Annotated in this window: 20 protein-coding genes and 1 pseudogene; 13 read left to right on the forward strand and 8 right to left on the reverse strand. The window is 62.4% G+C overall.

What is annotated here, in order from left to right; all coding sequences use genetic code 11:
- Window position 1: 1 nt before the first annotated feature.
- Window positions 2-1,039: a 4-hydroxyproline epimerase gene (locus tag NXC14_RS02240; protein WP_085776780.1), complete on the forward strand. Its 1,038-nt coding sequence runs from the start codon at window positions 2-4 to the stop codon at window positions 1,037-1,039.
- Between the two features lie 191 nt (window positions 1,040-1,230).
- Here NXC14_RS02240 and NXC14_RS02245 read toward each other — a convergent pair whose 3' ends face one another.
- The 3 genes and pseudogenes from NXC14_RS02245 to NXC14_RS02255 form a co-directional block, all read right to left on the reverse strand.
- Window positions 1,231-2,778 carry an EAL domain-containing protein gene (locus tag NXC14_RS02245; RefSeq protein ID WP_085776781.1) on the reverse strand — a complete coding sequence of 516 codons (1,548 nt, stop codon included), beginning with the start codon at window positions 2,776-2,778 and terminating at the stop codon, window positions 1,231-1,233.
- Window positions 2,779-3,160: 382 nt separating this feature from the next.
- The gene (locus NXC14_RS02250; RefSeq protein ID WP_085776782.1) at window positions 3,161-3,514 is read right to left on the reverse strand and encodes a nuclear transport factor 2 family protein; all 354 of its coding nucleotides are present in this window, start codon (window positions 3,512-3,514) and stop codon (window positions 3,161-3,163) included.
- Between the two features lie 90 nt (window positions 3,515-3,604).
- A pseudogene (locus NXC14_RS02255) lies at window positions 3,605-5,132 on the reverse strand (winged helix-turn-helix domain-containing protein).
- Between the two features lie 116 nt (window positions 5,133-5,248).
- On the opposite strand from NXC14_RS02255, the gene NXC14_RS02260 reads away from it, so the two are divergent.
- Entirely contained in the window at window positions 5,249-5,683 is a 435-nt protein-coding gene (locus NXC14_RS02260; protein WP_085776783.1) for a cupin domain-containing protein, read from the forward strand.
- Window positions 5,684-5,776: 93 nt separating this feature from the next.
- Window positions 5,777-6,259: a RidA family protein gene (locus NXC14_RS02265; protein ID WP_085776784.1), complete on the forward strand. Its 483-nt coding sequence runs from the start codon at window positions 5,777-5,779 to the stop codon at window positions 6,257-6,259.
- An 18-nt stretch (window positions 6,260-6,277) separates the two neighbouring features.
- Here the strand turns inward: NXC14_RS02265 and NXC14_RS02270 are convergent, their stop codons facing one another.
- Complete coding sequence (locus NXC14_RS02270) at window positions 6,278-6,751, reverse strand: RbsD/FucU domain-containing protein (RefSeq protein WP_085776785.1); 474 nt, start codon at window positions 6,749-6,751, stop codon at window positions 6,278-6,280.
- On the reverse strand, window positions 6,735-7,982 hold the full coding sequence (locus NXC14_RS02275; RefSeq protein WP_085776786.1) for an ROK family transcriptional regulator: 1,248 nt from the start codon (window positions 7,980-7,982) through the stop codon (window positions 6,735-6,737). Before NXC14_RS02275 ends, NXC14_RS02270 begins: the two co-directional genes overlap by 17 nt.
- A 314-nt stretch (window positions 7,983-8,296) precedes the next feature.
- On the opposite strand from NXC14_RS02275, the gene NXC14_RS02280 reads away from it, so the two are divergent.
- The 6 genes from NXC14_RS02280 to NXC14_RS02305 all read left to right on the forward strand — a co-directional run bounded on the left by NXC14_RS02280 (window position 8,297) and on the right by NXC14_RS02305 (window position 14,514).
- A complete protein-coding gene (locus NXC14_RS02280) occupies window positions 8,297-9,316 on the forward strand; it encodes a sugar ABC transporter substrate-binding protein (RefSeq protein ID WP_085776787.1) in 1,020 nt (339 codons plus the stop codon).
- A gap of 151 nt (window positions 9,317-9,467) precedes the next feature.
- Window positions 9,468-10,532 (forward strand): ABC transporter permease, encoded by a 1,065-nt coding sequence (locus NXC14_RS02285; protein WP_085776788.1) that lies wholly within the window; start codon window positions 9,468-9,470, stop codon window positions 10,530-10,532.
- A 2-nt stretch (window positions 10,533-10,534) separates the two neighbouring features.
- Window positions 10,535-11,317 carry an ATP-binding cassette domain-containing protein gene (locus NXC14_RS02290; RefSeq protein ID WP_064707825.1) on the forward strand — a complete coding sequence of 261 codons (783 nt, stop codon included), beginning with the start codon at window positions 10,535-10,537 and terminating at the stop codon, window positions 11,315-11,317.
- A complete protein-coding gene (locus NXC14_RS02295; RefSeq protein ID WP_085776789.1) occupies window positions 11,314-11,946 on the forward strand; it encodes a nucleoside triphosphate hydrolase in 633 nt (210 codons plus the stop codon). Before NXC14_RS02290 ends, NXC14_RS02295 begins: the two co-directional genes overlap by 4 nt.
- Window positions 11,947-12,114: 168 nt before the next feature.
- Window positions 12,115-13,155, forward strand: coding sequence for a dihydroorotase (gene pyrC, locus NXC14_RS02300; protein WP_085776790.1), 1,041 nt, complete (start codon window positions 12,115-12,117; stop codon window positions 13,153-13,155).
- 180 nt (window positions 13,156-13,335) lie between these two features.
- Window positions 13,336-14,514, forward strand: a complete 1,179-nt coding sequence (locus NXC14_RS02305) for a GGDEF domain-containing protein (protein ID WP_085776791.1) — start codon at window positions 13,336-13,338, stop codon at window positions 14,512-14,514.
- Between the two features lie 280 nt (window positions 14,515-14,794).
- Here the strand turns inward: NXC14_RS02305 and NXC14_RS02310 are convergent, their stop codons facing one another.
- Window positions 14,795-15,277 (reverse strand): anthrone oxygenase family protein, encoded by a 483-nt coding sequence (locus NXC14_RS02310; protein ID WP_085776792.1) that lies wholly within the window; start codon window positions 15,275-15,277, stop codon window positions 14,795-14,797.
- Between the two features lie 94 nt (window positions 15,278-15,371).
- Here NXC14_RS02310 and NXC14_RS02315 point away from each other — a divergent pair, with 94 nt between their 5' ends.
- The 3 genes from NXC14_RS02315 to NXC14_RS02325 all read left to right on the forward strand — a co-directional run bounded on the left by NXC14_RS02315 (window position 15,372) and on the right by NXC14_RS02325 (window position 17,776).
- Complete coding sequence (locus NXC14_RS02315; protein ID WP_085776793.1) at window positions 15,372-16,028, forward strand: TetR/AcrR family transcriptional regulator; 657 nt, start codon at window positions 15,372-15,374, stop codon at window positions 16,026-16,028.
- 69 nt (window positions 16,029-16,097) lie between these two features.
- A complete protein-coding gene (locus NXC14_RS02320; protein ID WP_085776794.1) occupies window positions 16,098-16,787 on the forward strand; it encodes an orotate phosphoribosyltransferase in 690 nt (229 codons plus the stop codon).
- A 62-nt stretch (window positions 16,788-16,849) separates the two neighbouring features.
- On the forward strand, window positions 16,850-17,776 hold the full coding sequence (locus NXC14_RS02325; protein ID WP_085776795.1) for a carbohydrate kinase: 927 nt from the start codon (window positions 16,850-16,852) through the stop codon (window positions 17,774-17,776).
- A gap of 259 nt (window positions 17,777-18,035) precedes the next feature.
- On the opposite strand, the gene otsA is transcribed toward NXC14_RS02325, so the two are convergent.
- Complete coding sequence (gene otsA, locus NXC14_RS02330) at window positions 18,036-19,451, reverse strand: alpha,alpha-trehalose-phosphate synthase (UDP-forming) (protein ID WP_085776796.1); 1,416 nt, start codon at window positions 19,449-19,451, stop codon at window positions 18,036-18,038.
- Window positions 19,452-20,069: 618 nt separating this feature from the next.
- On the opposite strand from otsA, the gene NXC14_RS02335 reads away from it, so the two are divergent.
- Entirely contained in the window at window positions 20,070-21,248 is a 1,179-nt protein-coding gene (locus NXC14_RS02335) for an integrase core domain-containing protein (protein ID WP_245362094.1), read from the forward strand.
- Between the two features lie 74 nt (window positions 21,249-21,322).
- On the opposite strand, the gene pgi is transcribed toward NXC14_RS02335, so the two are convergent.
- Entirely contained in the window at window positions 21,323-22,948 is a 1,626-nt protein-coding gene (gene pgi / locus NXC14_RS02340; protein WP_085776798.1) for a glucose-6-phosphate isomerase, read from the reverse strand.
- Between the last annotated feature and the right edge of the window lie 122 nt (window positions 22,949-23,070).

Consider the following 23,070-nt stretch of genomic DNA (forward strand, 5'->3'; position numbering starts at 1 on the left):
GATGAGATGGAAGCGCACGATACAGCTGCTGGACGTTCATGCCGAGGGCGAGATCGGCCGCGTCGCGATCGGCGGCGTTCCGAAGATTCCCGGCGAAACCATCGCTGCGCAGCTGCACTGGCTGAACACCGATCCGAAAGGCGACGAGCTCCGCCGCTTTCTCTGCCTGGAGCCGCGCGGTGCCCCGATCGGCTCGGTCAACCTGCTGCTGCCGGCAAGGCACCCCGACGCCGCCGCCGCCTTCATCATCCTGCAGCCCGATCAGGCACATGCTAGCTCCGGTTCGAATTCGATCTGCGTGACGACGGCGCTTCTCGAATCCGGCATCGTCGAGATGAAGGAGCCTGAGACGATCGTGACGCTGGAGACCGCCGCCGGCCTCGTCAAGGCGACGGCGACCTGCCATGACGGGCGCTGCGAGAAGGTGAAGCTCACCATGGTGCCCTCCTTCGTGCATGAGCTCGACGTCGAAATTGACACGCCGCATTGGGGAAAGATCAAAGCCGATCTTTGCTATGGCGGCATCTTCTATGCCCTCGTCGATGTCGGCCAGATCAATCTTACGATCGAGAAGGCCAATGCCGCCGGCCTCGTTCAGGCCGGCATGATCCTGAAAGAGCTGATCAATCGCGACATCAAGGTCGTCCACCCCGAAATTCCGGCAATCTCGGGCGTCGCCTATGTGATGTTCCGCCACACCGAGGCCGATGGCACGGTTCGCACCTGCACCACCATGTGGCCGGGCCGCGCCGACCGCTCGCCCTGCGGCACCGGCAATTCCGCCAATCTCGCCACCCTTCATGCCCGCGGCAAGGCCAAGGTCGGTGACACCTTCACCTCGAAGTCGATCATCGGCTCGGAATTCGAAGTCGGCCTGCAGGCAGTTACCGAAGTCGCCGGCCGCCCGGCGGTCATCCCCACCATCACCGGCCGCGGCTTCACCTTCGGCCTCACCCAGGTCGCGCTCGATCCCTTCGACCCCCATCCCGGCGGCTTCGCCCTGACGGACGTCTGGGGGCCGTCGGCAGGGGAGATTTGACCGTTCGAGCGGTGCCGAATGTGCGGTGGCTCCAAACGGTTTGCGCCAGGGTCTAGCCCGTACCAGCGATACGGAGCGGGTCTGGCGGAGCCGCATGCCACCCTCCATCACCGATGTCCCGAAGGAGCCGTTGGCAAGCGAGAACTTCTTGTCTCAACTTGCCACCGGAAGAGAACCCTCTTTGCCGCCCATCAGCGACGTTGGGCTATCCTGGCGCTGATCTGGTCTGCGGCAAGGCTCTCGGCCGGTGCCGGCCTGCCAAGCAGGTAGCCTTGGCCGATGTCGCAGCCGAGATCCTGGAGCCGTTGAAGTTGGCTTTCCTCTTCGATGCCTTCTGCCGTTATCGTCACGCCGAGGCCCGCGCCGAGCGCGATAATAGCCTTGATCACCTTGTCCTGCTTGTCGTTGGTTTCGAACGAAGCGACGAAACTCCGGTCGATCTTGATCTTGTCGAACCGGTAGTTGGAGAGCTGTGAGAGGCTGGAATAGCCCGTACCGAAGTCGTCGAGAGCAATCCGGACGCCGGCGTTCACCAGATCGTCTAGGACGATCCGGGCGGTGGCGGCATCCTGGATAATGGCGCTCTCCGTCACCTCCAGCTCGATCCTATGCGCGGGCAGACCGACATCGCCCAATATCTTCAGAATCCTGAGGCCCAGCAATCGGTCGCTCAGCTGGATCGGAGACAGGTTGAACGACAGGACCAGATGATTTGGCCAGGAAAGCGCATCGCCACAGGCGTGGCGCAGCAGTTGGTCCGTCAGGTCGACGATCAGACCGGCCTCTTCCGCCACGGGGATGAACTCGTTCGGCGGGATGAATTCGCCGGATGCCGTCTTCCAGCGCGCCAGTGCTTCGAAACCGATAATCTCCTTCGTCTTCAGGTCGACGAGAGGTTGGTAATACGGGACGATCTCAGCATTCTTGATGGCGGCTCGCAGATCCGCTTCCACCCGGATCCGCTTCGCCAGCTCCTCCTGCATCGAAGGGACAAAGGACTTCACCAGATTGCGCCCCTGCTTTTTCGCCACATACATCGCACAGTCCGAATGGCGAATGACCTGGCTTAGATCGTCGCCGTTTTCAGGGTGGAGCGCGAGGCCGACACTGGCGCCAAGATCGACGGCGACGCCATTGAATGTGAAGGGCTTGCTGATCGCGCTCACGATGCGGTTTCCCAAAGCGACGAGATCGGCATTTCCGGTGCGCCGCGCCAGAACGACGAACTCGTCGCCGCCAAGGCGGAAAATGTGATCACGCGGAAAGAGGGAAGAAAGCCGCTGAGCGACGGCCTTCAACACCGCATCGCCGTGATCGTGCCCGAGGAGGTCGTTGATCTTCTTGAAGCCGTCGAGATCGATGCTGAACACGGCATAGCTTTCCTGCGCCCGTTGATCGATCATCGACTTCGCGCAGACGGATTCCAGAAATCTGCGGTTAGGCAGTTCGGTTAGCGTGTCGTGACAGGCAATCCAGTCCACGTTGTTTTCGGCCTGCAGCCTGCGGTCAACCTCTATCGAGAGATCCCGGATTCTCAGCACCGAGTAGATCAGCCCGAGAAAGCCGGACATATTGAGGGCAAGCAGCGCGTGGTCCAGTGGAAAGTCATGATGCTTTTCGATGAACTCATCCAGCCCCTCATGCCATTGGAAGCGCCAGGACAGGCAGAAGAGAAGCAGGAAGCACGAGAGCCAGGCCAGGATCTCCATCTGCGGTCTGGTGGGTCGGACGCGAGGCATAAGAACAGGCTCCTGGTGTGTGAAGAGCCATCATGGCCAGCTCGGAAGACCGCATCGTCCCCGACCTTATTCCGATCGACGACCTGTCGCCGAATGCCGGCATCGACGGCGCCGAAGACTGCCACGACTCATAGGGTGGAGCCAAGGGCATCGGCAATTCGATCACTGGCCAGACTGCGAGCATTCGTAAATCCGAATTTCAATTTGATCTTCGAAGATTAATGGTGCGTTTCCGCGGCGAAGGTTTGGGCGTTTCGCTGCGCGCAACGGATATCTTCGTCGCAAATTGGATTCAGCTCAGTGCGCTCGACGCCGAGATCGACGTGCTACATCTTGACTCTCAAAGGCCGCCGGGAAGTGGAGGTGACCCGGCTCGCCGAATTCAGGCGGCATCCCGAATGTCGAAGCGGACCACCTTGCCGTCCCGAAAACGGAACACGTGCCCGATCGTCTTCTCTCCTTCGAGCGGTTGGCCTTGCAGGTCACGGACCGACTGCCGGACCTCGGCAATGATTGCGCCGTCCGCTGTCCGGTGAAAACCGACCGGCTGGACGTGGGGATCGATCATCGACCACTGACGCGTCCAATATTCCCGCACTGCCTCGCGCCCATGGACGTGGCCGCCATCCATGCCGTTGGCCCAGACGACATCTTCAGCAAGCGCTGCCAGCACTGCGTCTATGTCGCGTTCGTTGAAGCGCTCGTAGATGTGTTGGAGAATTTTCACATCGTCCATTGCTCTCTCCTTGCCGACGTGCAGGGTTGAGTTTCGAGCCTCGCTCGACAAACCATCTCCGTCATTTTGCTTTGGGCGGGTCAACCGGTTTCAAAGCTCCGCCTCGCGCAGCAGCTCGTTCAGGCGGACTGCCCATTCCCTGTTGCCATCTCTGAACGGACCGAGTGCATCGCCGGCTGGTTCGGGAAGATCGCTTGCCGCGGCGGCAAAGCGGTGCGCCCGCTGGTGATCGCCCGCAGCCCGGTGGCAGCACGCCTGAATGCGCAGCAGCGCCGGCCAGTCGGGCCGTGCCTTCAGCGCCGTGCGCCCGGTCTCGAGCGCGCCTTCGACGTCGCCGGAACCGTGCGAGCATCAGCAGGCTGAACCAGACGCCGTTCTGCGGATCGTGCGGGTTGAGTTCGAGGCCGTGCGCCAGGGGCTTCAGTGCGCCGGCCGCATCGCCGCAAAACAGTCGGGCCATGCCGAGGACGAGATGCCCCAGGGCGAAGCTCGAACCGAGTTCGATCGCCCGTTCCGCCGCCAGGATCGCCTGCTCGGGGCGAGCCGTGTAAGCAGAGACGATCGCCAGCGCATAGTGCGAGTATGGATTTCGCGCGTCGAGATAGATGGCCCTTAGCGCCGCATCCAATCCTTCTTTGGCATCTTCCGCGGGGTTATCAGTCCAGCCGTAGGCGATCAGGCCGGCATTCACCCGCGCCCGCCAGATCTGCGCTTCTGGAAGCATCGGGTCGAGCCCCGCCGCGTCGCGGAAGAAACGGCGTGCGAGAAGGTGGGTGGGCTGCGTAACCTTGTGAAAATAAAACGTGCCTTGCCGCACCAGATCCCAGGCCGTGATGTTGCCGGTGTGGGGCGCAACCGGAAGCCCATGGCGCAGCAGCAGCTCGGGTTCGATCGCCGCTGCAATCCGCTCGGCGATGGCGTCCTGCACCGCAAAGAGTTCGGCCAGCTGAAGATCGTAATGTTCGGACCAGATCGTGGCGCCTTTCGCGGTCTCGGCGAGGTGCACCGATATCCGGATCCGATTGCCGCTCTGGCGGATGGCCCCATCGACCAGGAAATCGACGCCGAGGTCGCGCGCGATAGCCTGCGGATCCTTCGAGTCATTCCTCCTGCTGAAACTCGCCCCCCGTGAAGCGACGCGGAACCATCTGAACCGGGCAAGCGCCATGATCAGGTCGTCGGCGACCCCGTCGGCGAGATATTGTCTTTCGGCATCGCCGCCGAGATTTTCGAACGGCAGCACGGCAATCCCCGGGATCGGGCTGCTCTCGGCATGCCGGCCGCTATCGGCTTCGTCGGTGCGGCTCTCCACCTCACCGGAAAATCTGTAGCCGACCCGTGGGACCGTGACGATCCATTCGCTGCCGTCCGATGCGGGTCCGAGCAGCTTGCGAAGGGCGGCAATCTGAACGGAAAGATTGCTTTCCTCGACGGCCAATCCCGGCCAAACGGCGTCCATCAGGGCGGATTTCGAGACCACACCTCCCTGTGCCGAAAGCAGTGCCGCGAGCAGCGAAGCGCCGCGGGCGCCGATGGCGACAGGCCTGTTGTCGCGGAGCAGACATCCGTTCTCGGCAATGAACCTGAGGTGGCCGAATGCAAGGGGCTGCGTCTTCATGGCCGCAATAATACGCCGATTTCGCAGTTTTTCGGAATTTTTCGGCCCCGCTTCAGGACTTGCGCCGGCTCGGCGCGCAGAGTGGTTCCATTGCAGCGGTAAAAATGGTGAGAGCGATGACGAACCAGGCAACGCAACCGAAGAAATTCGAACCATTCCTTGCGAGCGTCGTCCGCGCCGGCGGCAGCCATGTCGCCAGGCAGGGATCGGTCTATCGCTCCGGTGTCTCGGCCGAAAGCGCCGGATCAACCATGCTGTGGCTCGGGACGATTTCGCTGCCCGCGGGGCGGCGAACCGGCGCCCACCGCCATGAGGGACACGAGACGGCGCTTTTGATGATCGCCGGTCGGGAGATCGAGATCTGGTCGGGAGCAGCGCTAGAACGGTGCGAAACGGTTCGCCCCGGCGATTACCTGTTCATCCCGGCCGGCGTTCCGCATGTCGCCGTCAACCGCAGCAGCGAGGATGCCGAATTCCTCGGCGCTCGCAACGACCCCGCAGCCAATGAGAGCGTCGTTCTCATGCCGGAGCTCGACGCGATCGTACCCTGATGCATGTCGCCCGGAACCGTGCAACGACTCCGGGGCGCAACACCAGCGCAGGCTTTTTGCGCGGCATGCTCCAACCACACCGGGAGGTGCATTATGGCTATCATCGAACAACGTCTGGCCGAAATGGGTCTGGAATTGCCCGAGCCTTTGAGGGTTCGCGAGGGGCTGCGCTTGCCCTTCGCCTGGGTTCGCCTGCGCGGCAACCGTGCTTATATTTCCGGTCACGTCGCCTGCAACCGCGATGGAACACTGGCAAATCCCCTTGGCAAGGTGGGTGGCGAGGTTTCGCCGGAGGAGGGTTACGCGTCGGCGCGGCTCGTTGCGCTTGCCCATCTCGCCAGCCTCAAGCGGGCCGTCGGAGACCTCGATCGGGTCACGGCATGGCTGCGGGTCTTCGCCATGGTGAACGTTGCGCCGGGCTTCAATGAGACGCCGCTGGTCACCAACGGTTATTCCGATCTGATCCTGGCGCTGTACGGGCCTGATGTCGGCGCCCATGCCCGCTCGTCCATCGGTATGGCCATCCCCTTGAATGCGCCGGTGAACTGCGAAGCCGAAGTCGAAATCGACGGGTAACCGGAACGCACCGACCCTTTAGTAGACGAACGGATCGACGTCGCCCGGCTGCGCACCCGCCTCCTTCGGATAGATCACGCCCTTGCGCAGGATGATATTGGCATAGAGCCTGGGCTCGCTGGTCTGAATCAGCGCATGGGCGGCCCGCACCCGGCCGTAGAAATCCTGCCCGACCAGCGGCACCACCTGGCGATGCGGCTCGTGGCGGGCGCAGCAGTCGATCATCTCCTCATGCACCGGATCGAGCTTGTCGCGCTCGGCCTTGACGGTCGAGCGGAAGATTGCTTCCGGCACGAAATCGTCGATCGGCATCACGCTGAGCACGGCGTTGAGCACCGGGATGAGATGGTGGCCGTCGAGCCTGATCAGCCGGCGCGCATCTTCGACGCCGGGATAATTGCCGTCGACGATGGCGATTTCGTCGCCATGGCCCATGGCCCGGAGTGTTGCGAGCAATTCCGGGCTCAAGAGCGGATCAAGTCCCTTCAGCATGGTCTACCTCCTTGAAGAGTACGTTCTGGTCGGTGAGATAGCGCGCAAAGATCGGTAGGCTGGCGCCGCCGATGGCGCGTGCCTGCGCGCCGACCGCGCCCTCGATGATTTCGGGCATGACAACGCCCTGCAGGTCGAGCTTGGCGGCTTCGTCGATCGTCGCCTGCACGATGCGGCTGCGCACCCAATGGGGAAAGCCGCCGTCGATGACGGCCGCGCTGAAATCGACGATCGAGGCGGCGGCGACGATCGCCTGGGCGAGCGCCTTGGCGCTGTCCTGGATCCACGCCTCCATCGGCTCGCCGAAATCCACCCAGTCGTCGGCGGAATACCACAGCGGTTCGGGATCGATGCCGCGCTCGCGCAGCATATTTTCCAAGACGAAGATCGAGGCGATTTCGAGCAGCTGCTTGGTCTCGCCGTTCCGGTCGCGCACGGGCAGCGGCCCGATGGCGCCCGCCGTGCCGGTACGGCCGGAAAAGATCGACGAATTCAGGACGATGCCGCCGCCGATGAAGGAACCGATGAAGAAATAGACGAAATCAGGATAGGAGGGGCCGACGCCGAAGACGAGTTCGGCGCCGCAGGCGCTGGTCGCATCGTTCTGCAGGAAAACGGGATGGGAGACGCGCGCGGCGATGTCGGACTGCAGGTCGACATCCCGCCAGACCTCCATGGCGCCCGGCGGCGCTCCCACCTCATCGGCCCAGTTCCAGAGTTCGAAAGGCGCGGCGATGCCGAGGCCGGCGACGCGGCCGCGCTGCCTTTCGTCGAGCTTGTCTTCGATCTCGCGGATGCCCGAGGTGACGAAGGCAAGGATTTCATGCGGCAGCGGATAGGCATAGGTCCGGTGCAGCTGCATCCGGATGCGGCCGACGAAATCCATCAGCACCAGATCGGCGCTGCGCCGGCCGATCTTCAGGCCGAAGGAATAGACGGCGTCGGGATTGAGATGCATCGGGATCGATGGCTGGCCGACCCGGCCGCGCACAGGCGCGCCGCGCGACAGCAGCCCTTCCTTTTCCAGCACCCGCATGATGACCGAGACGGTCTGGGCCGAAAGCCCGCTGCGGCGCGCGATATCGGCCTTCGACAACGCACCGTAGAGGCGCACCAGCGACAGCACGAGCCGCTCGTTATAGGCTCGCACCCTGACCTGGTTCGCACCGCCGGCCGGATTTAGAATTGGCGGCGGGACCGGCGTGTGTTCCGGTCCTTCCAAAGACGACATGGCCGCTCCTCCCGAGCGTTCGCCTCCTGCATTTTCCCCATCAGAGACGATTTCAGAAACCTGCAGCGGCTCAAAGCGGTAGGGCGTTCCCCTGCGCGCCGGAGACACGGCGCTGGACACCCTAATTCCATCGAGCATGCCACATCGAATTAATAATTCAATTGGATTTATTTATTGACAAGGGGATTTCTTTCGCTCTTAATTGCCATCGTCAAGGACACCGACGGCTTTGGAGCGACAGCAACTGAGCGAAGTGTCATATTTTGAAAATTCCGGCCCGCAGGGGCGGCGCCGGCAAACTCTGGGAGGAGTTCATGAAGAAATCAGTTCTCGCTTTTGGCGCGCTCGCGCTCGGTGTCGCTTTTTCTGCTCCGGCGATGGCGGCTGACGTTTCCGCCTGCCTCATCACCAAGACCGACACCAACCCCTTCTTCGTCAAGATGAAGGAAGGTGCGACGGCCAAGGCCAAGGAACTCGGCGTCTCGCTGAAGTCCTATGCCGGCAAGATCGACGGTGACAGCGAAAGCCAGGTCGCAGCGATCGAAAGCTGCATCGCCGACGGCGCAAAGGGTATTCTGCTGACGGCCTCCGATACCAAGGGCATCGTGCCGGCTGTCAAGAAGGCCCGCGACGCCGGCCTGCTGGTGATCGCGCTCGACACGCCGCTCGAGCCAGCCGATGCAGCCGACGCCACCTTCGCCACCGACAACCTGCTCGCCGGCAAACTGATCGGTCAGTGGGCCAAGGAAACGCTCGGCGACAAGGCCAAGGACGCCAAGGTCGGTTTCCTCGACCTGACGCCGTCGCAGCCGACGGTCGACGTTCTGCGCGACCAGGGCTTCATGATGGGCTTCGGCATCGACCCGAAGAACCCGGACAAGATCGGCGACGAAGACGACAAGCGCATTGTCGGCCATGACGTGACGAACGGCAATGAAGAAGGCGGCCGCAAGGCCATGGAAAACCTTCTGCAGAAGGATCCGAGCATCAACGTCATCCACACGATCAACGAGCCGGCCGCTGTCGGCGCCTATCAGGCGCTGAAGGCCGTCGGCATGGAAAAGAACGTGCTGATCGTCTCGGTCGACGGCGGCTGCCCGGGCGTCAAGTCGGTCAAGGAAGGCGTCATCGGCGCCACCTCGCAGCAATATCCGCTGCTGATGGCGTCGCTCGGCATCGAGGCGATCAAGAAGTTCGCCGACTCGGGTGAAAAGCCGAAGCCGACCGAAGGCAAGTCCTTCTTCGATACCGGCGTCTCGCTCGTCACCGACAAGCCGGTTCCCGGCCTCAAGTCGATCGACACCAAAGAAGGCACGGACAAGTGCTGGGGCTGAGCCCCGCTTGATTGAAAGCGCACCGGCCGGGGCTTGATCCCCGGCCGTTTTAGACGGACGATGTGCCGTCGCCCACCGGCTAAGCAACGAACGGATCAACAGGGGTGACGGCCTCCGCGCGGGTTCGGCGCGCGGATGCGGAGGAGGAACCATGACCGGAGCACAGGAATTCGAACGCGTCCTCGACGGCAGCGACAAGAACGTCGCCTCCTTCGAGCACCAGGGCGTCCCGCTGATCAAGCGCGCCCAGCACTTTCTGCACTCGACACCGGCCGCCGTGCCGCTGATCGTACTCGTACTGGCGATCATCATCTTCGGAATAGCGCTCGGCGGGCGTTTCTTCTCGTCATACACATTGACGCTGATCCTGCAGCAGATCGCCATCGTCGGCATTCTCGGCGCCGCCCAGACGCTGGTCATCCTGACCGCCGGCATCGATCTGTCGATCGGCGTCATCATGGTGATCTCGGCCGTCATCATGGGCAATGTGGCCATCACCTACGGCATCCCGACGCCGATCGCGGTGATTGGAGGCCTGCTGGTCGGCGGCCTGTGCGGACTGCTGAACGGCTTCCTCGTCGCCTTCATGAAGCTGCCGCCCTTTATCGTCACGCTCGGCACCTGGAATATCGTCATGGCGACGAATTTCATCTATTCCGCCAATGAGACGATCCGCGACACCGATGTCGACGAACAGGCGCCGCTGCTGCATCTTTTCGCCGCGAGCTTCAAGGTCGGCAGCGCCGTGCTCACCCTTGGCGTTATCGCCATGGTGCTGCTCGTCCTCCTGTTCTGGTACATCCTCAATCACACCGCCTGGGGCCGGCATGTCTATGCGGTCGGCGACGATCCGGAAGCGGCGAAGCTCTCCGGTATCCAGACGAAGAGGGTGCTGCTCACCGTCTATACGCTGTCGGGCGTCATCGCCGCCTTCGCCGCCTGGGTGTCGATCGGCCGCAACGGCTCAATCTCCCCGTCCTCGGCGGTGACCGACTATAACCTGCAGGCGATCACCGCGACCGTGATCGGCGGCATCTCGCTCTTCGGCGGCCGCGGTTCCATTCTCGGCACGCTGTTCGGGGCGATGATCGTCGGCGTTGTGTCGATGGGCCTGAACATGCTCGGCGCCGATCCGCAATGGAAAGTCCTCCTGACCGGCGTGCTGATCATTGCCGCCGTCGCCATCGATCAGTGGATCAGAAAGGTTTCGGTATGACCATGGCTGTCGAACCCATTCTCACCGCCCGCGGCCTCGTCAAGCGTTACGGACGCGTGACCGCGCTCGACAATGCCGATTTCGACCTCTACCCGGGTGAAATCCTTGCCGTCATCGGCGATAACGGCGCCGGCAAGTCGTCGCTGATCAAGGCGATTTCAGGCGCGGTCACCCCCGACGAGGGCGTGATCACGCTCGAAGGGCGGCAGGTGCATTTCCGCTCGCCGATGGAGGCGCGCGAAGCCGGCATCGAAACCGTCTACCAGAACCTTGCTCTGTCGCCGGCGCTATCGATCGCCGACAACATGTTCCTCGGCCGCGAGATCCGCAAAAAAGGCCCGCTCGGCTCGCTCTTCCGCATGCTCGACCGTCCGGCCATGGAAAAGCTGGCGCGCAACAAGCTGTCGGAACTCGGGCTGATGACCATCCAGAACATCAACCAGGCGGTGGAAACGCTGTCCGGCGGCCAGCGCCAGGGTGTCGCCGTCGCCCGCGCCGCAGCCTTCGGCTCGAAGGTCATCATCATGGACGAACCGACGGCCGCCCTCGGCGTCAAGGAAAGCCGGCGCGTGCTGGAACTGATCCTCGACGTGCGCGCCCGCGGCCTGCCGATTGTGCTGATCTCGCACAACATGCCGCATGTCTTCGAGGTCGCCGACCGGATCCATATCCACCGTCTCGGCCGTCGGCTGACGGTGATCAATCCGAAGGAATACACCATGTCCGACGCCGTCGCCTTCATGACCGGCGCCAAGGCGGTGCCGACGGAGCCCGTTGCGGCATGAGCCTGCGCATCGACGACATCGCCGGCGAGGTGCTTTCCCGCGCCGGCGATGCCAAACGTTTCCTGATTGCCGTCGCCGGGCCGCCGGGAGCGGGCAAGTCGACCATGGCCGACAATCTGGCGGCGGCGCTGAAAGCCAAAGGCGAAAGCGCCGCAGTCCTGCCGATGGACGGCTTCCACATGGACAATGCCATCCTGATCGAACGCGGCCTCTTGGCGCGCAAGGGCATTCCGGAAACTTTCGATGTCAGAGGCTTCCTCGATATCATCCGCGCCGTGCGCCTGGCCGACCAGGAGGTTCTGGCGCCGGTCTTCGACCGCTCCCGCGAACTCGCCATCGCTTCCGCCAGACCAATCGATCCCGAGGACCGCTTCATCATCGTAGAGGGCAATTATCTGCTCTTCACACAGGGTAAATGGGCCGAACTCGACGGCATCTTCGATTTTTCGATCATGCTGGCGCCGCCGATCGAGGTTCTCGAAGAGCGGCTCTGGGCGCGCTGGCGCGGTTACAATCTCAGCGAAGAAGCCGCCAGCGCCAAAGTCTACGGCAACGACCTGCCGAACGGCCGGCTGATCCTCGAAAACCGTCGCCCAGCCGACGTGACGCTGGAGATTGCGCTGGCGTGACGCCGACGCGATTGTTCATTTGATGTATGATGCATGCCGCCCGGACGTATTGAACGGCTCCGGGATCAGGATTTGCATAAAGGGCGAAACGGCGTCGCATGAAGCCGGTTTGACCCGCCGCGCTTTAGTGCTATCGAGGCGGCAGACGCATCGCTTCGGAGGCCTGCCATGCAATCGATCACCATCCGCCGTCCCGACGACTGGCACCTGCATCTGCGCGACGGCGCCATGCTGGAAGGCGTGATCGCCGATACGAGCCGCACCTTCGCCCGCGCCATCATCATGCCCAATCTGGTGCCGCCGGTCGTCACGCCAGCGGATGCGAAGGCCTATCGCGAGCGCATCCTCAAGGCGCTGCCGGACGGCCACCGTTTCCAGCCGCTGATGACGCTTTATCTCACCGAACATACCAGCCCCGACGATGTGGCGGAGGGTGCAAAGAACGGCCTCATCACCGCCGTCAAGCTTTATCCTGCCGGCGCCACCACCAATTCGCATGGCGGTGTGCGCGACATGGAGAAGGCGATGCCGGTACTCGAGCGCATGGCTGAGATCGGTCTGCCGCTCTGCGTCCATGGCGAGGTGACGACGCCCGACGTCGATATTTTCGATCGCGAGGCCGCCTTCATCGACACCGTGCTCGATCCGCTGCGCCGGCGCCTGCCGGAGCTGAAGGTGACGATGGAGCATGTGACGACATCGGATGGCATCGATTACATCAAGGCGGCCAAATCAAATCTCGCCGGCTCGATCACCACCCACCACCTGATCATCAACCGCAACGCCATCCTAGTCGGCGGCATCCGCCCGCATTATTACTGCCTGCCGGTCGCCAAGCGCGAGAACCACCGACTGGCGCTGCGCGCAGCCGCCGTAAGCGGCGATGCCCGCTTCTTCCTCGGCACCGATTCTGCCCCGCATGTCGATCCGCTGAAGGAATGCGCCTGCGGCTGCGCCGGCATCTACACCTCGATCAATACGATGAGCTGCCTTGCGCATGTCTTCGAGGAGGAAGGCGCTCTCGACAGGCTTGAAGCTTTCGCCTCGCTGAACGGACCGGCATGGTATGGGCTGTCGCCGAACGAGGAACGCATCACGCTTTCCAAGCAGGCAGAGCCGGTTCTATTTCCCGCTAAGATAGAAACCGGCGCCGGTCCGGTGACGGTTTTCGATCCTATGTTTCCTCTTCATTGGCAGGTGTTGGTCTAGGGACTCGCCTGCTGCGTTTTCTATTTTAAATAGAATATTCATTTTAAGTGCTACGGTGACGTTAGGCGCGTAACATTTTCATTGTGCGGTGCATCATTTGTTAACGGATGCATAAGACATTCCTCTTCGCGGACCCCATAGCTGCCGATCGTCCGGCGCGACACCGCTGCGGAGAGAAGCATGATGCTTGACTACAACTCCCTTCTGTTGGCGCTCGGCGTCTCCGCGGCCTGCCTGGCCGTAACCCTGATGGGCAGTTGGCTTGTGCGCCGGACCGAAACCGTGCTGCTCACCGCCACCATCGGTCTCGTCCTCGTTGTCAGCGGCATTTTTATCTACAGCGCCTATGTGAACAGGCCTGATATAGGCTTCGCCCTTGGCAGTTTCGTGCTGTTCCATGCCGGCTTTGCCACCATCTGGGGCGCGGGCAAACAGTTCCTGTCAGGTCGCCTTTCGATCCTTGCCATTGCCAGCCGGGCGCTGGCGGCGATGGCCTTCTCGATCGTCCCGATGGTTGCCGGCTATGACGGCCTCGCCTTCATCGCCGACAATCTCGCCATCGCCCTGCTGCTGTTTACCACCGCTCGGCAATATTGGCTCGCCCGCGCCGAAGCGCCGGCGCCGCTCCTCGGCATTGCGGCACTCTATACGCTGACGGCAATCTCCTTCGTTCTCTGCGCCGCCGTGTTGATCGCCGATGGAAAGCTGGTGCTCGGCAAGGCGCCGAGCAACTGGGCGGAGGATCTGAGCCTCGCCGTCTGCATCGCCGGCATGACCGGGATCGGCGCGCTGTCGCTGGCGCTGCATCAATGGCGGCTCGCGGCCCGCCATCGTCTCGAGGCGATCACCGATCCGCTGACAGGCCTACTCAACCGCCGCGCTGTCTTCGATCAGTATGGCACGCGCCCGATGGGCACCACCGCCGCCGTCATCGTCTTCGATATCGATCATTTCAAATCGGTCAACGACCGCTATGGCCATGCGAGCGGCGACCGCGTGATCACCGTCTTCGCCGAGGAACTGACCGCCCATTGCCGCTCAGGCGATACCGCCGCGAGGCTCGGCGGTGAGGAATTCGCGCTAGTGCTGAAGGAGATCATGCCCGGCCGGGCAGAGCTGACGGCTGAGCGGATCCGCAGGGCCTTCGAGGCGCGAGAGATTCCAATCGACGGTGAGGTGTTGAGATGCACAGTGAGCGTCGGCGTTGCGCCCGGCCGGTCGACGCCGCTCGATTTCGACGCCATGCTGAGCGCCGCCGACAAGGCGCTCTACGCCGCCAAGCGCGGCGGCCGCAATCGGGTCGAGCTTGCCGGCTATCTCACTGCAGTTCCGGCCGAGGTGTCGCGCACCGCGTCTTGATTCCCAACTGCTCGGCAGACGCCGGCATGCCGCCTCGTCCTTCGATGCCCCTGCGGGGCACCTCAGGGGCTCTCTTGGACGTTGCGCGCTTGTCGCTCAAGGCGCCGAACGACGCGGATCAAGGCGGAAGCTGGAGACGGAACCCGAGCCACAACACTCTCCCGCGGCCCTCATCCCAAGCCGCGGCATCCTCCAACGCTCCTCATCCTTGTACGTTGCCGTTTATACACCAACGGCAACGTACGAGGATGAGGCTCTCTTGAGTGTGGGCGCCTGCTGCTCAAACCATCATCAGCGCCCGCACGAAAGCGGCCGAGGCGAGCAGCGAGGCCACGGTTCGCACATGATTCCACCACGTCCAATCCCTGACATAGGAGGTCCAGAGCGCCACCGCCTCCGCCCCGCTGCCGCTGACCTTTTCCAGCGCGTCGTTCATCGGCACGTTGAAGATGATCGTCGAGAGGAAGGAGGCAAACACATAAATGGCTGCACCCGCCAGCATCAGCGCGGACGCGCCGCCGCGCCAGTCGATCACCGCGAGGACGGCGATGACGAGGCAGAGGATCGCCGTCGGCACGAAGAGACCCATGAAGGGCGAGCGGACGATCGTCACATTGATCGAGTTCATCGCCGCAATGCCCTGTTCGGCCGGGATGCGTGAGAAGGCGCTCATGATGAAGGTCGAGAAGGCGAAGAAGATGCCGGCGACGAGGCCGCTGCCGATGGCCGCGGCGACGAGGGAAAGGATGAGGACGATCTGCATGTCGAAACTCCTTTCGGGATAAATAAGAGAAACTCTCTTATTTGTAAAATCAGATAAACTCTCTTATTTTAATTGTCAACGTGAAGGAGAGCCGATGTCGGAGCAGAAACGCGCAACGCGCAGACGCCAGCAGGACCGTGGCGGCCAGCCGCGCCGCATCCCGCGCCAGCAGCGCGGCCGCGAGCGTTTCGAAAAAATCCTCGCCGTCGCCGCCGAACTGATCGAAAGCCATGGCAGCGACGGCCTGAAGATGAGCGAGATCGTTGAAAAGGCAGGACTTTCCTTCGGCGCCCTCTACCAGTATTTCCCCGACAAGAGCGCGATCATCCGTACGTTGGCCGAGCGCTTCAACGAAGAGGGCAGGCGCTGTGTCGAGGCGGAACTGGCGAAGGTCGTTGACGCCGCCGCCCTGCCGGGGGCGCTCGCCAACATCGTCGACGAATATTATGCCTTCTTCCGCCGCGAGCCCGTGATGCGCGATATCTGGCATGCGACCTACACCGACAAGCAGCTGCAGCAGGTCGATGCCGAAGACATGGAATTCCAGACCCAGGCATTTCTCGCCGTGCTCGTGCGCCTCTGGCCGGATCGGGACCGCAGCGAACTTCTGGCGATCGCCCGGCTGACGATGCAGCTGCTTGCCGCCGCCGTGCGGTATGCCGTCTCGCTGGATGCAGAGGAGGGCGACCGGACGATCGCCTTGTTCAAGAAGATGCAGGGACCCGATATCGGCCGTCTCTTGCTGGAATAGATCGCCTGCGTCTGGAAACGGTGGGCGCTTGCTGCTATTGCCGGAGACGCAAAACCGAAGGAGAGCCCGATGATCCAGACCGCATTTCCCGACCGCGCCCTGATGGCCGAACTGGTGGCCAAGATGCTCTGGGAGATCAAAGCGGTGCATTTCAATGCGGCTCAGCCTTACAAGCTCTCCTCCGGCATGGCGAGCCCGGTCTATATCGATTGCCGTAAGCTCCTGTCCTATCCGCGCATCCGTTCGACGGTGATGGATTTTGCCGCCAGCACTCTGCTGCGCGATGCCGGTTTCGAGCAGTTCGATTGCATCGCCGGCGGCGAGACCGCCGGCATTCCCTTCGCTGCCCTGCTCGCAGATCGCCTCGGCCTGCCGATGATCTACGTCCGCAAGCAGCCGAAGGGCCACGGCCGCAACGCCCAGATCGAAGGCAATATGCCCGAAGGTTCGCGCGTGCTCGTTATCGAGGACCTGACGACGGCCGGCGGCAGCATGTTCAAGTTCATCGACGCCATCCGCGCCGCCGGCGGCATCGTCGATCACGGTATCGCGCTGTTCTTCTACGGCATTTTCGGTGACCAGCGTTTTGCCGATGGCAAGGTCAGGCTGCATCACATCGCCACCTGGCGCAGCGTCCTTGCGGTTGCCAGGGCAGAGAAGCTTTTCGACGACAAGACGCTTGCAGAGGTCGAGGCCTTTCTCGATGCGCCATTGGCGTGGTCGGCGAGGAATGGTGGAGTGAGTGAGCTTTCGCTCTAATCGGTTGACAAAAGCTCACTTAAGCGCTTGATGAAGATAGAAATGCTGTTGGGAGGAATCCGATGATTTTGTGCTGCGGCGAAGCCCTGATCGACATGCTGCCGAGGGACACCACCCTTGGTGAAAAGGGCTTTGCGCCCTATGCCGGCGGCGCGATCTTCAATACCGCCATCGCGCTCGGCCGCCTCGGCATTCCCACCGCCTTCTTCACCGGCATTGCCGAAGACATGATGGGCGAAATCCTGCTGGCGACGCTGAAGGCGAGCAATGTGGATTACAGCCCATGCGCCATCACCCCGCGCCCTTCGACGATCGCATTCGTCAAGCTCGTCAGCGGCCAGGCGACCTATGCCTTCTACGATGAGGGCACAGCCGGCCGGATGATCACCGAGGCCGACCTGCCTGTTCTCGGCGATGATTGCGAAGCCTTGCATTTCGGCGCGATCAGCCTGATCCCGAGCCCTTGCGGCGAAACCTACGAAGCACTGCTCGACCGCGAAGCGGCCCGCCGCGTCATTTCGCTCGACCCCAACATCCGCCCGGGCTTCATCAAGGACAAGCAGGCTCATATGGCCCGCATCCGGCGCATGGCGGCAAAGTCCGACATCGTCAAATTCTCAGACGAGGACCTCGACTGGTTCGGGCTCGAAGGCGACCATGATACGCTCGCCGCCCATTGGCTCGCGGCGGGTGCTAAACTCATCGTCATCACCAAGGGCGCGGAAGGCGCCTCCGGTTACACCAGGGAGCGTAAGGTGACGGTGCCGAGCGAGCGCGTTGCAGTCGTGGACACGGTCGGCGCCGGTGATACCTTCGACGCCGGCGTGCTTGCCTCGCTGAAGATGGATAATCTGCTGACCAAAGAGCAGGTCGCCTCGCTCGATGAACAGGCGGTGCGCAACGCCCTGACGCTCGGCGCCAAGGCCGCCGCCGTCACCGTCTCCCGCGCCGGCGCCAATCCGCCATGGGCGCATGAGATCGGGCTTTAAGGCTTAAGCGAGCATCAGCCCCTCATCCGCCTGCCGGCACCGACCGAGGTCGAGCCACGGGTCTCGACCCGTCCTTCGGACCCCCGCTTGCGGGGCGAAGGGGGATAGTCGCGACCTCTCCGTTCCGCCGCCGACATTGCGTGTGGCACGTCCCCTCGCCCCGTTTACGGGGAGAGGGTTAGGGTGAGGGGCATTTTTAACGCTTCGCCAGCGCCGCAGCCAGCCCTTGCGTCGAGGCCTTCATGCGGATGCGGATCGATCAGGAGGCTGCCTGGGGAGCCACGCTACGGCCGAGCTCTGGAGCAGTCACCAGGTCCCGCAGGAAGGTTTCGCACCAGAGCGAGACGTCGTGAGAGAGCAGATGTTCCATCATCATGCTCCAGCGGTCGCGGCGCTCCTCGAGCGACATGGCAAGGCCCCTGGCAAGCGCATTGGCCGTGCCCTCGACATCGTAGGGATTGACCAGCAGCGCCCCCTTCAGCTCCCGTGCCGCGCCGGCAAAGCGCGATAACACCAGGACGCCCGGGCGATCCGGATCCTGGGCGGCGACATATTCCTTGGCGACGAGGTTCATGCCGTCGCGCAACGGCGTGACGAGCCCGATCGTCGCCAGGCGGTAGAGACCGGCGAGCACGGTGCGGCTAATCGATCGGTTGACATAGCGGATCGGCACCCAGTCGACCGTTCCGATGGCGCCGTTCACGCGGCCCGCCTGTTCGGCGACCATCTTCTGCATATGCTCGTATTCGGGCACTTCCGATCGCGATTTCGGCGTGACCTGCAGATAGGTGACCTTGTTCTGATAGGCCGGATTGCTGGTGAGGAAGCGTTCGTACGCTTCCAGACGCTGAATGATGCCCTTCGAATAATCGAGGCGATCGACCCCGATGATCATGTCGCGGCCTTCGATGCTGCGCCGGGTCTTCTGCACCATGACATTGTCTGCGGCTCGCTCTGCGAATTCGGCGAAGGCTGCGGTCTCGATGCCGATCGGATAGGCGCCGGCCTTGAAGATCCGCCCGTGAGAATCGAACAATCCGTTTCCGAGGTCGTCGCCGATGCCCTCCCGTCTCAGGTAGCCGGCGAAGTTCTGCAGGTCGTAGTCGGTCTGGAAGCCGACGAGGTCGTAATGGGAAAGGCCGCGCATGATTTCTTCATGGACCGGCATGGTGACGAGAATGTCGGCGGGCGGCCAGGGAATGTGCAGGAAGAAGCCGATCCGGTTCTTCAGCCCCATTTGCCGCAGTTCGGCCGCCAGCGGGATGAGGTGGTAATCATGAACCCAGATGATGTCGTCCGGCTGGATCATCGGCGCCAGCCGACGCGCGAAAAAGCGGTTGACGCGGAAATAGCCGGCCATTTCCTTTCGGCCATATTCGGCGAGGTCGAGGCGGTAATGACAGATCGGCCAGAGAACGCGGTTTGCAAAGCCGCGGTAATATTCCTCCACGTCGGTGTCAGTGAGATCGGTCAGCGCATAGGTAATGTTGCCCTTCTGCAGCAGCGACAGCGCGCTGGGCTCCCTGTCTCCGCTCGACTCTCCCGACCATCCCATCCAGATGCCGCCGCGCGCCTGCAGGGCTGCCTGCAGCGCGACGGCGAGGCCACCGGCCGCAGCACTTCCATCCTTGGCCGGCATGGGAACACGATTGGAAACGACGATAAGACGGCTCATGAGCTTCCTTTAGCGAAAATGGATCGGGAAAACGCTCTGTGCCAGGGTGCCGGGGAGCCTCCGGGGCGGGGCAAGGGTAATGCAGGGCATGCGCCGCCATCAAAAGAGCAGATCCGGATGCGAATTGCCCGGTATATAGACCAGCGGAAACAGTGGAACGGGGTATCGTCCCCGGTTTGATAGGTCATGTCGTCGGAAGTACCATGCGCACAGATTTTGCTTGAATCTAGGGCGATGGCGGCGAATTGAAAGAATTCTTTCTACAATTTTCTATTAGTAGAACGTTCAATCCGGTTTTGCAGGGCAGCGGCGCAAGCCCGCCGAAATCAACCTAATCATTTGCGGCCATTATGACGATCTGGCGGCCGCCCCTTATCCGCCTGCCGGCACCTTCTGCCCGCCCGCGGGGAGAAGGGAACATGCCGCGAGCTCTCCGTCCTCTCCGACCTCTCAAAAGGGCACGTCCCCTCGCCCCGCGAGCGGGGAGAGGGTTAGGGTGAGGGGCCGGGCTTGGGTACAGCCCGGGCTGATACCTGACAGAATGAACCGGGTTGATGGTCGACAAGTCATAGTGTGTCGGAGGGAGGGCTTCCGATGCCATTTGTGGAGACTTGTCGCATGGAAGAACGTGTTCGGATGCTGTCGGACTATGCTTTGGGGCACTGGAGTGTGAGAGATCTTTGCCGACGCTACGGTGTGAGCCGGGATACATTTTACGCCTGGCGCAAACGGCAGATGAGCGGAGCGCCGGATTGGTTTGTCGATCGGTCGCATGGCACGGTTTCGTGCCCGCATCGCACGCCGTCAGCCCTTGCCGATGAGGTGATTGCGCTACGCCGGCGGTTTCCGCATATGGGGCCGCGCAAGCTGCTGGCGCTGTTGCAGCGCCAGTCTGCGCAGACCGCTTGGCCGGCGGCCTCGACGATCGGCGACATCCTCAAACGGGCAGGCCTTGTGGACACTGCCAAGCGGCGACGCAGGGCACTGGACCAAAGCCGGCCGTTCACCGAGGCAACAAAAGCCAATGACGAATGGAGCGTGGACTTTAAGGGCTGGTTCCGCACCCGCGACCAACAACGCATCGATCCACTGACGATCAGCGACAGCTATAGCCGTTTTCTGATCGATGTCCAAATTGCTCCACAGACCATCGACGGCGTGCGGCCTGTCTTCGAACGAGCCTTTCGCACCCATGGGCTACCGTTTGCGATCCGCTGCGACAATGGTTCGCCTTTCGGCAGCCATGGGGCCGGCGGCCTGACCCGATTATCGACTTGGTGGATCAAGCTCGGCATCGAGGCGCACTTCATCTCGCCGGCATCGCCCCAGGAGAACGGCAGGCACGAGCGCATGCATCGTACTCTCAAGGCCCAGACATCCAAGCCACCGGCCGATAATGCCGGCCAACAGCAGGCCCGTTTCGATGCCTTTCGCCGGCACTACAATGAGGAGCGCCCGCATGAAGCGCTGGGTCAACGACCACCGGCCGATCTCTATCGACCCTGCCAGCCGCGTGTGATGCCCGAGCGTCTCGACGATCCCTGGTATGATGCCGATCATCAAGTGCGTCGCGTGCGAGACAACGGTGAGATCAAATGGAAGGGAGGCCGACTCTTTGTCAGCGAAGCCCTTGCCGGCGAACTCGTCGGCCTGAGCGAGCTCGAAAACGGTGACCACGTCGTGCGCTTCTGCAACCGCGACATAGGCCTCATCGGCCCGGACGGACGCTTTCGTCGCTTCGCTCCGCCGCGACCGCCCGGGCCGATGAGGCCTAAAGCAGCACATACGACAGAATGAAAACTGTCAGGTATCATCCCGGTCCAAAATGTCGATCATCAACCCGGTCGTTCAGGGCAAAAACCTCTCCATATTTACTTCGCAAGCTTCGCCAGCGCCGCGACCAGGCCCTGGGTGGAGGAATCATGGCTCGCCGCGCTCTGCTTGCCCTCGACGACGGGCAGCAGGCCCGTCGCCAGTTCCTTGCCGAGCTCGACGCCCCACTGGTCGAAGGAGTTGATGCGGAAGAGCACGCCTTCGACGAAGACGCGATGTTCGTAGAGCGCGATCAGGCGGCCGAGGGCGTAAGGGGTCAGCTTGTCGTAGACGAAGGTGATCGACGGCCGGTTGCCGGCAAATACGCGGTGCGGCGCGATGAAATCGGCCTTCTTGTCGTCCATGCCTTTGTCGGTCAGCTGCTTCTTGGCTTCCGCGAAGGTGCGACCCTTCATCAGCGCCTCGGACTGGGCAAGCACGTTGGAGATCAACAGCTGGTGCTGGTGGCGCAGTTCCGGCTCGAAGGCATTGGCGGCGATCATGAACTCGGCCGGGATGATGCTCGTGCCCTGGTGAATGAGCTGATAGAAGGCGTGCTGGCCATTGGTGCCGGGTTCGCCCCAGACGACCGGGCCGGAATTGCCCTCGACCGGCGTACCGTCGACGGTCACGCCCTTGCCGTTGGATTCCATGTCGAGCTGTTGCAGATAGGCCGGGAAACGCGACAGGCGCTGGTCGTAGGGCAGGATGGCGCGGGTCGGGTAGCCGAGCACATTGCGATGGTAGAATCCGATCAGGCCGAGCAGCATCGGCAGGTTCTCGGTAACCGGCGCCTTACGGAAATGATTGTCGACCGCGTGCGCGCCGTCGAGAAACTTGCCGAAATTCTCCGGGCCGATGGCGATCATCAGCGGCAAGCCGATCGCCGACCAGATCGAATAGCGGCCGCCGACCCAGTCCCAGAAACCGAAGACGCGGGCGCTGTCGATGCCGAAGGCGGCGACCTTGTCGAGCGCCGTCGAGACGGCGGCGAAATGGTGCTGCACGGCTGCTTCGCCGAGCGCCTTGGCAATAAAATTGCGCGCCGTCTGCGCATTGGTCATCGTCTCGACTGTCGTGAATGTCTTAGAGGCGACGATGAAGAGCGTCGTCTCCGGCTGCACCAGCTTCAGGATATCGGCGATATGAGCGCCGTCGATATTGGAGACGAAATGGGCGCGCGGGCCGTCATGGAAGGGGGCAAGCGCCAGAGTCGCCATAACGGGGCCGAGATCCGAGCCGCCGATGCCGATATTGATGACATCGGTGATCGCCTTGCCGGTGGCACCCTTCAGCGTGCCGGAGCGGATCTCGTCGGCAAACTTGCCCATGGCGGCAAGCACGGCGTTGACGTCGGGCATGACGTCCTTGCCGTCGATGAGGACAGGCGTGTTGGACCGGTTGCGCAGCGCGGTATGCAGGACGGCGCGGTCTTCGGTGAAGTTGATGGCCTTGCCGGAGAACATCTCCTCGCGCTTCTTTTCGACGCCGCCCTCTTCGGCAAGCTTGACCAAGAGCTTGAGGATCTCGTCATTCACCGCCGTCTTGGAATAGTCCATCAGCAGATCGTCGAGCGAGACGGAAAAGCGCGAAAAGCGCTGCGGATCGGCGGCGAAGGCGGCGCGGAGATCGGTCGCCTTGGTGGCATCAGCAGTGCTCTTCAGCTGTTCGACGATGGCGTTCATGGGAGGCTCCTTTTGAGGCGGAAAGGTTGCGGAAACTATTCGCTTTCTCAGGCGCAAATCAAGTTCAGCCGTCGCTCCAATATGAAAAAAGCCACCCGCGGGAAGCGGATGGCTGCTAATTT

The organism is Rhizobium sp. NXC14 (assembly GCF_002117485.1).
Taxonomy (GTDB): domain Bacteria; phylum Pseudomonadota; class Alphaproteobacteria; order Rhizobiales; family Rhizobiaceae; genus Rhizobium.